This is a genomic window from Micromonospora sp. NPDC047812 (assembly GCF_040704175.1).
Taxonomy (GTDB): domain Bacteria; phylum Actinomycetota; class Actinomycetes; order Mycobacteriales; family Micromonosporaceae; genus Micromonospora.
In genome coordinates this window covers 1,092,470-1,106,462 of sequence record NZ_JBEYRY010000001.1, presented here as the reverse complement: position 1 = coordinate 1,106,462, position 13,993 = coordinate 1,092,470, and the positions used below count along the sequence as shown (strand labels likewise).

General features: G+C 75.0%; 12 protein-coding genes. 9 read left to right on the top strand and 3 right to left on the bottom strand.

The genetic code is table 11. The features are described from left to right. Positions 1-10 precede the first annotated feature (10 nt). Positions 11-1,756 (top strand): ABC transporter substrate-binding protein, encoded by a 1,746-nt coding sequence (locus AB0883_RS05020; RefSeq protein WP_366639524.1) that lies wholly within the window; start codon positions 11-13, stop codon positions 1,754-1,756. A gap of 254 nt (positions 1,757-2,010) precedes the next feature. On the opposite strand, the gene AB0883_RS05015 is transcribed toward AB0883_RS05020, so the two are convergent. Further along, positions 2,011-4,152: a prolyl oligopeptidase family serine peptidase gene (locus AB0883_RS05015; RefSeq protein ID WP_366639522.1), complete on the bottom strand. Its 2,142-nt coding sequence runs from the start codon at positions 4,150-4,152 to the stop codon at positions 2,011-2,013. An 87-nt stretch (positions 4,153-4,239) separates the two neighbouring features. Between AB0883_RS05015 and mshB the strand changes: the two genes are divergently transcribed. From mshB to AB0883_RS05000, 3 genes are all read left to right on the top strand, one after another. Next, on the top strand, positions 4,240-5,166 hold the full coding sequence (mshB, locus tag AB0883_RS05010; protein WP_366639520.1) for an N-acetyl-1-D-myo-inositol-2-amino-2-deoxy-alpha-D-glucopyranoside deacetylase: 927 nt from the start codon (positions 4,240-4,242) through the stop codon (positions 5,164-5,166). A gap of 17 nt (positions 5,167-5,183) precedes the next feature. Further along, positions 5,184-5,624: a hypothetical protein gene (locus AB0883_RS05005; protein ID WP_366640302.1), complete on the top strand. Its 441-nt coding sequence runs from the start codon at positions 5,184-5,186 to the stop codon at positions 5,622-5,624. 78 nt (positions 5,625-5,702) lie between these two features. After that, positions 5,703-6,170 (top strand): hypothetical protein, encoded by a 468-nt coding sequence (locus AB0883_RS05000; protein ID WP_366639519.1) that lies wholly within the window; start codon positions 5,703-5,705, stop codon positions 6,168-6,170. A 211-nt stretch (positions 6,171-6,381) separates the two neighbouring features. Here AB0883_RS05000 and AB0883_RS04995 read toward each other — a convergent pair whose 3' ends face one another. Next, entirely contained in the window at positions 6,382-7,341 is a 960-nt protein-coding gene (locus AB0883_RS04995) for a GNAT family N-acetyltransferase (protein ID WP_366639517.1), read from the bottom strand. A 79-nt stretch (positions 7,342-7,420) separates the two neighbouring features. On the opposite strand from AB0883_RS04995, the gene fdxA reads away from it, so the two are divergent. The 5 genes from fdxA to AB0883_RS04970 all read left to right on the top strand — a co-directional run bounded on the left by fdxA (position 7,421) and on the right by AB0883_RS04970 (position 11,280). After that, positions 7,421-7,747 carry a ferredoxin gene (gene fdxA / locus AB0883_RS04990; protein WP_091422126.1) on the top strand — a complete coding sequence of 109 codons (327 nt, stop codon included), beginning with the start codon at positions 7,421-7,423 and terminating at the stop codon, positions 7,745-7,747. Further along, positions 7,744-8,850 carry a succinyldiaminopimelate transaminase gene (gene dapC / locus AB0883_RS04985; RefSeq protein ID WP_366640301.1) on the top strand — a complete coding sequence of 369 codons (1,107 nt, stop codon included), beginning with the start codon at positions 7,744-7,746 and terminating at the stop codon, positions 8,848-8,850. Before fdxA ends, dapC begins: the two co-directional genes overlap by 4 nt. A 19-nt stretch (positions 8,851-8,869) precedes the next feature. Beyond that, positions 8,870-9,895: a prephenate dehydrogenase/arogenate dehydrogenase family protein gene (locus tag AB0883_RS04980; protein ID WP_366639516.1), complete on the top strand. Its 1,026-nt coding sequence runs from the start codon at positions 8,870-8,872 to the stop codon at positions 9,893-9,895. 90 nt (positions 9,896-9,985) lie between these two features. After that, a complete protein-coding gene (locus AB0883_RS04975) occupies positions 9,986-10,630 on the top strand; it encodes an SIMPL domain-containing protein (protein ID WP_366639514.1) in 645 nt (214 codons plus the stop codon). Continuing rightward, positions 10,630-11,280 carry a nucleoside/nucleotide kinase family protein gene (locus tag AB0883_RS04970; protein WP_366639513.1) on the top strand — a complete coding sequence of 217 codons (651 nt, stop codon included), beginning with the start codon at positions 10,630-10,632 and terminating at the stop codon, positions 11,278-11,280. The genes AB0883_RS04975 and AB0883_RS04970 overlap by 1 nt, the downstream gene beginning before the upstream one ends. Before the next feature lie 43 nt (positions 11,281-11,323). Here AB0883_RS04970 and AB0883_RS04965 read toward each other — a convergent pair whose 3' ends face one another. Next, positions 11,324-13,975 (bottom strand): hypothetical protein, encoded by a 2,652-nt coding sequence (locus AB0883_RS04965; protein WP_366639512.1) that lies wholly within the window; start codon positions 13,973-13,975, stop codon positions 11,324-11,326. Positions 13,976-13,993 lie beyond the last annotated feature (18 nt).

The window sequence follows — 13,993 nt, the reverse complement described above, 5'->3', positions numbered from 1 at the left end:
AGGAGTGAGTATGCGAGCAAGACGCGTCACCGCCCTGGGCGGTGCGATCGCACTGATGGTTTCCCTCGGTGCGTGCAGCGAGAACACCGGTGACGACACCGGCGGGGTGGACACCACCAAGCCGCGCACCGGTGCCATCGCCACCGACCCCAAGGACTCCCTCGGCCCGGCGCCGGAGGTGCCCGGCGCGGCCAAGGGCGGCACGTTCTACATCCTGCGGGAGAACAAGATCTCCCACATGGACCCGCAGCGGATCTACTCGTTCGCCGGCCTGATGGGGAGCCAGCTCTACGCCCGCTTCCTCACCACGTTCAAGGACGACGGCAAGGGCAACGTCACCCTGGTCGGTGACCTGGCCGAGACCCCCGGCACCAACGTCAACAACGACTGCAAGGTCTGGGAGTTCAAGGTCAAGCAGGGGGTGAAGTTCGAGGACGGCCGGCCGATCACCAGCAAGGAGATCGCGTACGGCATCGCCCGGTCCTTCGACCCGGACCTCACCGGCGGCCCGACCTACCTCCAGGAGTGGCTGGTCGACAGCCCGCAGTACGACACCAAGTGGGACTTCAAGGCCAACAAGACCTCGCTGCCGCCGGGGCTGACCACGCCGGACGAGCGGACCCTGCGGTTCGAGTTCAACAAGCCCCGCTGTGACCTGCCGTTCGCCGTCTCGCTGCCGGCCACCGCGCCGCTGCCGGCCGACAAGGACACCGGCGTCAACCTGGACAACCAGCCGTTCTCGTCGGGCCCGTACAAGTTCACCAAGCACACCCCGGGCGTCGAGATCGTGCTCGAGCGCAACGAGCACTGGGACCCGGCCACCGACGCCGTGCGCCACCAGTACCCGGACAAGTTCGTCTGGTCGCTCGGCGCGGACCAGGCCGCCCAGACCAACCGGGTGCTCGCCGGCACCGGCAACGACGCGGCGGCGGTCGCCACCGGCGGTGTCCCGTCGGAGCTGATCGCCAAGGTCACCGGCGACCCCAAGCTCAAGGAGCGGATGATCGTCGCGGCCACGCCGAACGCGTACCGCCTGAGCATCAACACCGCCCGGGTCACCGACCTGTCGGTGCGGCAGGCGATCAACCACGCGATCGACCGCACCAGCATCACCAAGAACCTCGGCGGTCCCTACGGCGCCGTGCCGATGACGACGCTGCTGCCGCCCACCACGCTCGGCTACAAGCAGTTCGACGCGTACCCGGCCGGCGACAGCGGCAACCCGGAGAAGGCCAAGGAGCTGCTCGCGGGCAAGACGCAGAACCTGGTGCTGCTCACCTCCGACGTGACCAGCTCCCAGGAGCGGGCCACGCAGATCAAGAACGCGCTGGAGAAGGCCGGCTTCACCGTCACGATCAAGACGATCCCCGAGGACGGCTTCCTCGACACGGTGAAGAAGAAGGACAACCCGTACGACATCTGGGTCGACTCGTGGGCGGCCGACTGGCCCAGCGGCGCGTCGATCCTGCCGGTGCTCTTCGACGGCCGCGGCATCAAGGCCGAGGGCAACAGCAACACCTCGCAGCTCAACAACGAGGCGCTCAACGCGGAGTTCGACCGGATCCTCGCGCTCGACCCGGCCAAGCAGGCCGACGAGTGGAGCAAGATCGACGAGCGGCTGATGAAGGAGACGGCGCCGGCGGTGCCGCTCTACGTCGAGGTGGTCTCCATCGCGCACGGCGAGAAGGCCGGCGGCGTCTTCATCGGCAGCATCTTCGGCTGGCCGAGCTTCGTGGACGCCTACGTCAAGCAGTGACACCACCCGTGACGCGATGACACCCCAGCGGTGACACGCACGGACCGACCCCCGGTCGACAACGTCGTCGGCCGGGGGTCGCCGTGTCTGTGGGCCGCCCACCCGCGACCTGCCCGGCGGCCACCCCGACCGGGTGCCGACGCCCGGGGTTGGAGAACGGCTGCCCGGCGGGAGGCGGCCGGCCCGCGGCGGGGACGGCCGGCCCGCGGCGGGGACGGCCGGGTCGCGGCGGGGGACGGCCGGGTCGGGCGCGCCTAGAGGTGGCGGCGGACGAAGTCGAGTTCGAGCCTGAGCAGGCGTTCGGCGGTGCCGCCGGCGGCCATGTGGGTGGCCCCGGTCAGCGGGAGCACCGAGTGCGGCCGGCCGGTCGCCAGCAGCGCCGCCGACAGCCGCAGCGTGTGCGCGGCCACCACGTTGTCGTCGACCAGGCCGTGCACCAGCAGCAGCGGCCGGGCCTCCTCCGGCCGCTGCACCGGCTCGCCGGCCAGCTCCACCAGCGAGTGGTGCGCGTAGATGTCCGTGCCGTCGTCCGGCAGGCCCAGGTAGCGCTCCGTGTAGGCCGTGTCGTACAGCGCCCAGTCGGTGACCGGCGCCCCCACGATGCCGCACCGGAACAGCTCCGGGTGCCGCAGCACCGCCAGCCCGGCCAGCCAGCCGCCGAACGACCAGCCGCGCACCGCCACCCGCTCCAGGTCCAGGTCGGGGTGCTTGCCGGCCAACGCGGTGAGCGCGTCCACCTGGTCGAGCAGGACGACGTCGGCCACCCGCCGGTGGATCGCCTTCTCGAAGGAGGGGGCCACGCCCGGCGTGCCCCGGTTGTCGATGGTGACGACCGCGAAGCCGGCGTCGGCCCACCACTGCCGCTCTAGCCACGCCCCACGAGCCGCGAGCACCTCCTGGTGCCCCGGTCCGCCGTAGACGTCCAGCAGCACCGGCAGCCGCCGGCCGGTGACGTAGTTGTCCGGGTAGAGCACGGCCGTCGGCAGCCGCCGGTCGGTGACCCGCTCCAGCAGCGGCAGTGGCGCGTACGGCGGGGTGGCGGCGAGCGAGCGCAGCACGGCCACCTCCTGGTCGCCCCGCCACACCGTCCACCGGGTGCCCGCGTGGTCGAGCGAGGCGCTCCCCACCACCAGCACGTCCCCACCCACGGCGGCGGTGTGCCAGCCCGGGTCGGTGGTGATCCGGCGCGCGTCCACGCCGCCGCCGATGGTCGTGCGCACCCGGAACAGGTGCCGCTCGCTCGGCTCCCCGTCGCTCGCCTCCACCAGCAGGTCGGCCGGGCCGCTGCCGCCGGGCAGCCGCCCCACCACCCGCCGGACGTAGAGCGACGGCGGGGTGAGCAGGGTGCCGTCGGCGAAGAGGCAGCGGGCGTCGTACCCGTCGTGGGCGAGTTCGCCGCCGACGAGCACCCGGCCGTCCGGCAGGTGCGCCGGGGTGCCGGGGATCGGCTCCACCCAGCGTGGGTCGGCCAGCTCGGCGTGCACCTGGGTCTCGCCGGTGCGCGGGTCGATCGCCAGCACCAGGCCGTGCTGCTGGGAACGGCGCAGCACGGTGATCAGCGGGCCCCCCTCGGCCCAGTGCACGGCCGCCAGGTACGGATAGGTCTCCCGGTCCCAGTGCACGTCGACCCAGCCGTCGTCGAGGTCGAGCAGGTGCAGGCTGACCTCGGCGTTCGCGGTGCCCGCCCGGGGGTACGCGACGGTGGTCGGCGGGCTCGCCGGGTCGGCCGGGTCGTGCAGGTGCCAGCGTTGCACGCGGGACTCGTCCACCCGGGCGGCCAGCACCGAACGACCGTCCGGCGCCCACCAGTAGCCGCGGAACCGGTGGAACTCCTCCGCCGCGATGTGCTCGGCCAGCCCCCAGGTCACCCCGGAGTCCTCGCCGGCCAGCAGGGTGTCCGTGCCGTCGTGTTCGACCACCCGCAGCTGCCCCCGACGGACCCCCTCGGCGGCGTCGGTGACGTACGCCAGACGCTGACCCGTGGGATCGGGCCGGGGGTCGAGCACCGGGCCGACGGTGGCCACCTCGACCACGTCGCCGTGCACCAGGTCGGCCCGGAACAGCCGCCCGGCCAGCGCGAAGACCGCGACCCGGCCGGCGCCGTCCAGCGTGTAGGAGCCGATGCCGGAGGCGCTCAGGCGCAGCCGCTCGCGCAGCGCGCGCTCGCCCGGGCCCAGCGCGTCGGCGTCGGCGTCGGCCCCGAGCAGCGCCGCCGGGTCGGCGACGAGCCGCTCCTCGCCGGTCGCCACGTCGAGCAGCCAGAGCGCGTCGGCCGGGTCCTCCGGGCCGGCCGACCGCAGGAAGACCACCCGGGAGCCGTCGTCGGCCACGGTGACCGCCCGCGGCGCTCCGCGGCTGAACCGGCGGGTGCGGGCGGCCAGCTCCGGAAAGTCCACAGACCAGATCGTAGAGCGGTGACCGGGGGTGATGTGGCCGACCTGCGCGGACGCGTCGGGGCCGGCGGAGGAGAACCGCCGGTTAGAGTGACCGGCGTGACGACGCTGCCCGACCGCCGCCTCCTGCTGGTCCACGCGCACCCCGACGACGAGTCCATCGGCACCGGCTCGACGATGGCGCACTACGCCGCCGCCGGCGCCCACGTCACCCTGGTGACCTGCACCCTCGGCGAGGAGGGCGAGATCCACGTGCCGGCGCTGGCCCAGCTCGCCGCGGGCGAGGCCGACCAGCTCGGCGGCTGGCGGATCGCCGAGCTGAACGCCGCCTGCGCCGCGCTCGGCGTCACCGACCACCGCTTCCTCGGCGGCGCCGGCCGTTACCGCGACTCCGGCATGATGGGCCTCGCCACCAACGAGCACCCCCGCGCCTTCTGGCAGGCCGACCTCGACGAGGCCGCCGGGCACCTGGTGGAGATCATGCGGGAGGTACGCCCGCAGGTCATGGTCACGTACGACGACAACGGCTTCTACGGGCACCCGGACCACATCCAGGCGCACCGGGTGGCGATGCGCGCGTACGAGCTGGCCGGCGCGGAGGGATTCGCCCCGGCGAAGGTCTACTGGACGGCGATGCCGCTCAGCGTGCTGGAGGCCGGCCTGACCCACTTCGCCGAGTCGGCGGACAACCCCTTCGCCGGCATCCAGGACACCTCGGAGCTGCCCTTCGGCACCCCGGACGCGCAGATCGCCGCCCGGATCGACGCCACCGACCAGCACGCCGCCAAGGAGGCGGCGATGCGCGCGCACGCCACCCAGATCCCCGACGCCTCCTGGCTCTACTCGATCGCCGGCAACTTCGGCAGCGAGTTCATGGGCGTGGAGTACTACACCCTCGCGGTGGGCGAGCGGGGGCCGGGCAGCGGCCCGTACGGCTGGGAGGACGACCTCTTCGCCGGGCTCGACGTCGCCGACGGCCCGGACCGGTCCCCGGTCACGGCGGCCGGTAACCGGTGACCCTGCCCGTCGCGTCGATGTCGGCCGCCCCGCAGGAGACCGCCCCGCCGCCACCGTCCGGGCGGTCCCGGCGGCTGCTCGACCTCGTTCTGCGGGTGGCCGGCGGGCTGGTCGCCGTCCTCGCTGGGGTCCTCACCGCGGTGCTGGAGCTGCTGCTGGCCACACTCCGGGTCGGCGGGCAGCTGATCGGCGTCTCGGTGCTCGTCGCCATCGGCGCGAACATCGCCCTGAGCTGGTTCGCGCACGAGGCCGTCGGTCGCCGGTGGGCCGTGGCGCTGCCCGCGACGCCCTGGTTCGTCCTGATGGCCGTGGCGGCGGTCCGCACCGCCGAGGGGGACCTGCTCGTCACCGGCGACAACTGGGTCGGCCTGGCGATGATCGTGGCCGGCGCGATGACCTTCGCGGTGATGGGTTTCCGGCAGGTACTGGCGCCGCCACCGGTCCGGTCGGGGGACTGACGGCGCACAGGTTCCGGTGGTAGACATTCCTGCCAGGAAGCCCGCCGCTGGAGCGGGCGGTACGGCGGGAGGCGTGCGATGAGTGAGCGGTGGCGCGCGACCGGAGTTCTCGCGGTCGCGCTGTTCGCGGTCAACGTGGTCGCCCGGCTGGTCACCCGGTTCGGCTTCGGCGGCGACGACACGGCCGCCGCCGACCGGGTGTCGCTGGGGATGTTCGCGGTGATCGGGCTGGTCCTGGCGGCAGCCGCCTTCGTGTGGGGCAGGCGGCGGCCCGTCTCGGCCTGGGGCGCCGACCTGGCCGCCGCGGTCGGGATCGCGCTGCTGCTGACGGTGCTGGTCGGGCCGCTGCTGGTCGGCGAGAACCCGTTCGGCGGGGGAGCGGGCACCTTCTTCGCCCAGATCTGGCTCTACCTCGCGGCGGCCGGCGTGGGCGTGCTGCTCGGCTACCTGCTCCTCACCACGCTCGGCCTGGACCACCGCTCGCAGTCGCTCAAGCGGTACGCCGAACTCAGGGCCACCAAGCCCCGCCGCGTCGTCCGCCGCTGACCACCCACCCACCCACCCACCCACCCCACCCACCCACCCCACCCCGCGCCCGGCCGCCGGCCCTCCACCGCAAGGTCGATCATGAAGTTAGCGCGCTGGAACGCGCTTTCCGAGTGCGCTAACTTCATGATCGACGACGCCAAGGGGGCGAGGCGGGGCGGCGGGAGGGGGCGAGAGCGGCGAGGCGGGGGAGGGTCAGGGCCCGGACGGGTCAGGGGGGTGGGGTGCGGGTGAGGTAGGTGTGGTGGGTGGTGAAACCGAGGGTGCGGTAGAGGGCCACGGCCGGGGTGTTGCGCTGCTCGACCTGGAGGAAGGCGCGCGAGGCGCCGGTCGCCACGCCCCAGTCGGCGAGCGCCCGGATGATCCTGCCGGCCAGGCCCTGCCGCCTCGCCTCGGGCAGCACCTCGATCAGGCTGAGCCCGAGCCAGCGCCCCTGCCCGGTGACCGTGCCCCGACCGATGGCGAGCAGCGTGCCGTCGGCGTACACGTGGGCGAAGCGGACCTGGTCCACGGCGGTGAGCACGTGCCGGGCGGCGTCCGGCAGGCCGCCCTTGCGGCCGGCGGCGACGGCGAGCCAGTCGTCCGACGGATCGGCGGCCAGCTCGACCGGCGGCGCTCCGACGCGCTCCGGCCCGGCCGGCGGCAGCCCCGCCAGCGGCACGGTCTGCACCAGCACGGGCGGCCTGCCGACCCAGCCACGGGCGTCCAGCTCCGCGCCGACCGGGGCGGCGAGCGGCAGCGGGGTGTTGACCATCGGCGGTTGACCGAGGTCGGCGTACCAGCGCTCCACCGCGTCGAGCGCGGCGGGCAGGGGCCGGTCCGGGTCGCCCACGGGCAGCGCCGAGTTGGCCCGGCCGGTCCAGCCGTCGGCGGCGCGCAGCCGCCAGTCGCCGAGCCGCCCGCGTACGGCGGCGGGCCACGCCTCGTCGGCGGCCAGTTCCAGCTCGATGACGGCGGCGGCGGTGGGCCGGCGGGCCGGCGGCACCCGCTTGGCCCGGTGCACCTCGGCCACGGGGACCCGGAGCCGGCCCTGCGCGGTGGCGAGTGTGAGATGGGTTTCGCTCAGCTCGACCAGCTCGCCGAGGGCGTCGGAGAAGAGCGGCCGACCTTCGCGAATCCCCACGATTCGGCGCACGACGATCCGATGTCCCACATCCTGCTGTCGGAGCACGATCGACCCCCTCCCCGGCGAGATACTAGGCTCTAACCGTCGCGGGTGATCGCGGCGTGTCTTGCGGAGGAGAAGACCGGTGACCTACATCATCGCCGAACCGTGCGTGGATGTGCTTGACAAGGCTTGCATCGAGGAATGCCCGGTCGACTGCATTTACGAGGGCAACCGGATGCTCTACATCCACCCCGACGAGTGCGTCGACTGCGGTGCCTGCGAGCCGGTCTGCCCGGTCGAGGCGATCTTCTACGAGGACGACGTCCCGGAGCAGTGGAAGGACTACACCGGCGCCAACTACGAGTTCTTCGAGGAACTGGGCTCGCCCGGCGGCGCCTCGAAGATCGGCAAGGTGGAGAAGGACGCGACCTTCGTCGCCGCGCAGCCGCCGCGCGGCGAGGGCCACTGAACCGGCCCGCGCCGGTCTCGTCACGGCTGCCGGAGTTCACCTGGGACACCCTGGACGCCGCGGCCGCACTGGCCGCGGCGCACCCTGAGGGTCTGATCAACCTCTCCATGGGCACGCCGGTCGACCCGGTGCCCGAGGTGATCCGGCGGGCGCTGGCCGACGCGTCCAACGCCCCGGGCTACCCGCTGACCGCCGGCACGCCGGTGCTGCGCGAGACGATCGCGGTCTGGGTGGCACGGGCCTGCGGCGCCGGCGTCGACGGCCTCGGCGTGCTGCCGACGATCGGCTCCAAGGAACTCGTCGCCTGGCTGCCGACCCTGCTCGGGATCGGTCCCGGCGACGTCGTCGTGGTGCCCTCGATCGCCTACCCGACCTACGAGGACGGGGCCCGGCTCGCCGGCGCCACCGTCGTACGCGCCGACTCGCTGACCGCCGTCGGGCCCACCTCCCGGGTGCGCCTGGTCTGGGTCAACTCGCCGGGCAACCCGACCGGCCGGGTGCTGCCGGCGGCCCACCTGCGCAAGGTGGTCGACTGGGCCCGGGAACGCGGCGCGGTGGTCGCCAGCGACGAGTGCTACCTGCCGCTGGGCTGGGCCGCCGAGCCCGTCTCGGTGCTCTCGCCCGAGGTCTGCGGCGGGTCGTACGACGGGGTGCTGGCCGTGCACTCGCTCTCCAAGCGGTCCAACCTGGCCGGCTACCGGGCGGGCTTCGTGGCGGGCGACCCGGCGCTGGTGGCGGAGCTGCTCAAGGTCCGCAAGCACGCCGGGATGATCGTGCCGGCGCCGGTGCAGGCGGCGATGGTGGCCGCGCTGCGCGACGAGCGGCACGCCGACGAGCAGCGGGAGCGCTACCGTGCCCGGCGGGACACCCTGCACGCCGCGTTCACCGCCGCCGGCTTCACCGTCGAGCACTCCGAGGCCGGGCTCTACCTCTGGCTGACCCGGGGCGAGGACTGCTGGGAGACGGTCGACTGGCTGGCCCGACGGGGCATCCTCGCGGCGGCGGGCGTCTTCTACGGCCCGGGCGGCCGGCAGCACGTCCGGGTGGCGCTGACCGAGTCCGACGAGCACGTGGCGGCGGTCGCCGGCCGGCTGCGCGCCTGAGCGACCGCCGAGGCGCGTGATGGTGGACAGTTCGCGTGGGCGGCCCCGGGTCGCCGTGGTGGGCACCGGCCTCATCGGCGGCTCGGTCCTGCTCCGGCTGCACGAGGCGGGGCTGGACGTCGTCGGCTGGGACCCGGACCGGGCCACCCGGGCGGACGGGCGCGAACGCGGGGTGCCCTTCCCGGACGACCTGGGCGGGGCCGTCCGCGACCGCGACGTCGTGTTCCTCTGCGGCCCCCTGCCGAGGCTGCCGGAGACCCTGCTCACCGTCGCTGAGCACGTCGGGGACGGCTGCGTCCTCACCGACGTGGGCAGCACGAAGGGCGCCGTGGCCGCCTTCGCCGCCGCCAACGGGTTGACCGACCGGTTCGTACCGGGCCATCCGATGGCAGGTACCGAACGCTCCGGGCTCGCCGCCGCCGTGCCGGCGCTGTTCGAGGGTGCCGCGTGGGTGCTCTGCCCGGCGGCCGAGGGCATCGGGCCGTTCCGGATGCTGGCCGGCCTCATCGTGGACGTCTTCGCCGCCCGGGTGGTGCCGATGTCGCCGGCGGTGCACGACTCGGTGGTGGCGCTCTCCTCGCACGTCCCGCACCTGCTCGCCGGCAGCCTCGCCGGCGCGGTGGCGAAGTCGGACCTCCGGGACGCCGTGCTGGGCCTCGCTGCGGGCAGCTTCCGGGACGGCACCCGGGTCGCCGGCACCCCGGCCCGGCGTACGGCCGACATGCTCTTCGACAACCGCGAGCAGGTGGTGCGACAGCTCGGTCAGGTCAGCGCGTTCCTCGACGGGCTGGCCGCCGCGCTGCGCGCCGAGGACATCGACGCCCTGGTCGGTCACTTCGAGCAGGCGCGGGCCCTGCGTACCGTCCTCTTCGGCCGGGACCTGCTCGCCCACCGGCAGGAGTTCCCCGCCGACGGCGACCACCGCGCCGAGGTGGAGTTCCTGATGGAGCTGGGGGCCGCCGGCGGCTACCTCACCGGGTGCCGGGTCGACGGCGACCGGGTCGGTTACACGGGCCACCTCCCGGCGCCGGTCCACGCCACCTGAGCCGGACGGGCCCGGGGACGGGGCGTCGGGCCCCGTCGGCGTGCGGTCGGACGGCGGGCGGGCCGGCGGACGCGCGGTTAGGGTGAGGGCATGGTGGACGGGCCGGTGGTGGCGGTGCGTGGCGAGGCGTACCGGGAGGTGGCTCCGGAGATCGCCCGGTTCGCGGTGACGGCCAGGGCGCGCGACCGGGACCGGGAGGCCACCCTGACCCGGCTGGCCGAGCGGGCCGCCGCCGTCCGGGTGCTGCTCGACGGCGAGGCCGGCATCGACCGGCGGGAGACCGGCGAGCTGCAGGTCAGGCCGGAGACCCGGCGTTCCGGCGAGCGGGTGGTGGCGTACGCCGGCAGCGTGACCACCACCGTGACGGTCAGCGACTTCACCGCGCTCGGCGAGCTGATGCTGCGCCTCGCCGACCAGGACCAGATCGAGGTGGCGGGGCCGTGGTGGTCGCTGCGGCCGGACAGCCCGGCGCACCGGGAGGCCCGGCACGCCGCGCTCGCCGACGCCCTGCTGCGCGCCCGCGAGTATGCGGAGGCCCTCGGTGCCCGGGTGACCGCCCTGATCGAGCTGGCCGACGCGGGCGCGGCGGAGCAGCCGATGATGAGCCGGATGGCGTACGCGATGGGCGACGGCGCCGAGAGCGGCCCGCCGGAGCTGGAACTCGACCCGCAGCCGCAGACCGTGCACGCCGCGGTGCAGGCGCGGTTCGCGATCAGCGAGCCGGTCCTCGGCTGATGGCCGACGCCCGGGTCGTCGGCACCGACGAGCTGGTGGCGCGGGCGCGGTCCCTCGCGGAGGCCGGCCCGCGGCAGCTGCTCGGCATCGCCGGGCCCCCCGGCGCGGGCAAGTCGACGCTGGCGGAGCGGATCGTCGAGGCGGTCGGCCCGACCGCCCGGCTGGTGCCGATGGACGGCTTCCACCTCGCCCAGGCCGAGCTGCGCCGCCTGGGCCGGGCGGAGCGCAAGGGCGCCGTGGACACCTTCGACGCCAACGGCTACGTCTCGCTGCTGCGCCGCCTGCGCCGGCTGGAGCCGACGGCGGTCTACGCGCCGGCCTTCCGGCGGGACCTGGAGGAGCCGGTGGCGGGCTCGATCGAGGTGCCGCCGTCGGTACGGCTGGTGGTCACCGAGGGCAACTACCTGCTGCTGACCGGGACGCCCTGGGACGAGGTGCGGCCGCTGCTGCACGAGGCGTGGTTCCTCGACCTGGACGCCGAGCTGCGGCTGCGCCGGCTGACCGCCCGGCACGAGGCGTACGGGCGGTCGCCCGAACAGGCCCGGGCGTGGGCGACGGGCAGCGACGAGGCCAACGCCGCCCTGGTGGCCGGCACCGCGCACCGCGCCGACCTGGTCGTCCGGCTCGCCGAGCCGCCGCCGTCACCCTGAGGGCGGCGGCGGTCCGCCGCGTGCCGGTGGCCTGCCGTGCGGGTCAGCCGGCGCCACGCCTCGGCGCCGGTACGCCCCGGCGCAGCAGCCACGCCACCCGCGAGCGTTCCCGGTGGAACTCGGGCGCCTCCGGGTAGCCGCTGTGGTTGCGGATCGGGGGATCGGCCACCTCCCCGTCGTCGGGGTGCAGCGCCTCCGGGTCGCGTACGGCCAGGTTCCGTTCCCCGGCGGCGACGGGCCAGCCGAGCGGGTCGGTGTCCCGCCAGAAGTTGGTCCAGCGGATCCCGCCACCGGGCGGGGTCAGCGCCCCGGCCAGCACCGGCAGCCGCTCCGGGCCGAAGTAGCCGGGGAAGACCCGCCCGTAGAGCCGGGTGAACTGGCAGCCGTACGAGAAGAACCAGATCCGCCGGCGCGAGCGGGCGGGTAGCTGGAGGAGCACGGCCGCGCAGATCACCGTGCCCTGGCTGTGTCCCGACAGGATGATCCCGTCCACGCTCCGGGGATCGTCCTCGGCGAGCGCCAGCAGCCCGGCGGTGCGGGTCTGCAACTCGGGTACGGCCCGCTCGGCGTAGCTGGGTGGGGCCAGCGGGTGCGCGGTGCGGGGCCAGAAGGTGCCCACGTCCCAGACCACGCCGAACGAGCGGCGGACGAGGTCGTTGCGGTAGACCAGCAGGCCCACCGTGGCGATCAGCACCGGCAGCCAGCCGAGCAGCCGCCCGCCCACCTCGGAGACCCACTCGACCACCGCAGCGCCGCCGGTCGCGACCGTGGGGTGCGGCGGGCTGCGGGAGAGCAGGGCGGCGCAGCCGAGGGTCGCCAGCACGGCCGACGCGGCGGCGTAGCAGCCGACCAGCCGTACGGCGTGCTCGCCGACCAGCCGGTGCAGCGCCCGCCACGTGCTGACGTCACGGCAGCGCCTCAGGTCGTGGGCGGAGAGCGGGTCGTCGGTCCGTGCCGTCGCCCGCGCGTACTCGTGCCGGCGCAGGCGGAGGTGGAGCAGGCCGGCCCGGGCGACGGTGGCGGCGAGCACGAGCAGGGCGCCGGCGAAGACGAGCCCGGCCCACAGCACCGGGACCGGGGGCACGACGGGGGAGCGCCCGCCCGGTGCCGGACCGCCGTTGAGCCGGTCGGTGACCCAGTAGAGCAGCCCGGCGCTGTAGGAGACGCAGAGCATCCAGCCGAAGCCGGCGACGACCGCCGGCGCTCGGCCGCCCCAGGCCAGGTCGCTGCGGGGCTCCGGTGGCGGTCGCCCGGCCGGCGACGGGACGCGCCGCAGCAGCAGGCCGGAGGCGGCCAGGGCGACGATCGGGACGACGACCGTCCAGAACTCCAGCGCCGCGGGTGGTGGCGGCCCGGGCAGCCAGCCGGTGAACCAGGCGAACCCGAGGACGAGCAGCAGGACGGCCGCCGCCGGCGCGGCCAGCGCCCGCCGTCCGGACCGGGCCACCGACCCGATCGCGATGAGCAGCAGCAACTGCCCCGTGCCCAGCCACGCGACGATCCAGTCGAGACCGGGCAGCGACCGGTCCGTCGGACAGGCCGGCGCGACGACCTGCCCGGCGCACCCGGGCGTCGGGCGCAGGTCGGCCAGGGGTGTGCCCGCGGGGCCGTCGGGCAGCAGCAGGACCAGCACCGTCCCGGCCAGCCCGACGGCGGTGAGCACGGCGACGGTGACGCTCCATCCGCCGAGCGGGGTGGCTCCGGCGCGCCGGGTCAGCCCGGGCCGCGCGAGCGCCACGACCGCGACCAGCACGACGGCGGCGAGCGCCGACACGGTGGGCCAGGCGACGGCCGCCCGGCCGCCCCGGGGCGGGTCCAGGGCGAGGACCGCACCCAGCGGTACGGCGGCGGCGACGACCACCCCGGTGCACAGGTGCAGCACGGCGCCCCTGCGCAACTGGCCCTCGCCGGTCCAGAAGGTGCGGTCCTGCAACGGGTTGCCGGGCGGGGGGTCGGGTGCGGCCGGATCGGCCTCGGGCCGTTCGCGCCGGTCCGCCGGGGTCCCGAGCGGCTGCGGGGCGTGCGCCGGGGTCCCGACCGGCTGCGGGGCGTCGGGCGGGGGGACCGGTTCGGCGGGCATCTGCGCCTCGTACTGGTAGGTCCGCCAGCTCACCAGTCCGAGCAGGGTCAGCACGCCGAGCGGCACGAGCAGGCCGACGGCCAACGACCGCGCGCCCTCGCTCCACCAGCCCCGCCCCAGGAACTGCCAGGGGCCGGGGATCCGGCGCAGGCAGTCGTCGTCGACGCACTGCCAGCCCACGAGGTCGACCCCGACGGCGGTGAGGGTGAGGGCGAGGGTGCCCGTGAGGCTCAGGCAGAACAGCCGGATCAGCCACGCCGTGATCCCCGAGGTGCTGTGCCAGCGTTCGGTCGCGGGGTCGGCCGGGACGGACGGCCGGGCGTGCAGCGCGACGTTGGCCAGCGTGAACGGGAGCAGCAGCGTCCACAGCGCGCGCTCGACGTCCCGCGCGGTCCGCGCGCCGGAGGTCAACCGCCCCCAGCTGTACGCCTCGACGACGAGCGGGTCGGCCGGCTCGGCGGTCGGGGAGCGGTAGAAGCCGGTGACCGGGCCGCCCGCGACGCGCCACGGCGGGGCCGGCGCGTCGGCGCCCGGTGCCGGGCGCAGGCCGAGGATCTGACCGGGGGGCGTGTTGGAGACCCCGTGCACGCGCAGTTCGAGCACCCGACCGACCATCCCGCCTCCCGGTGACGA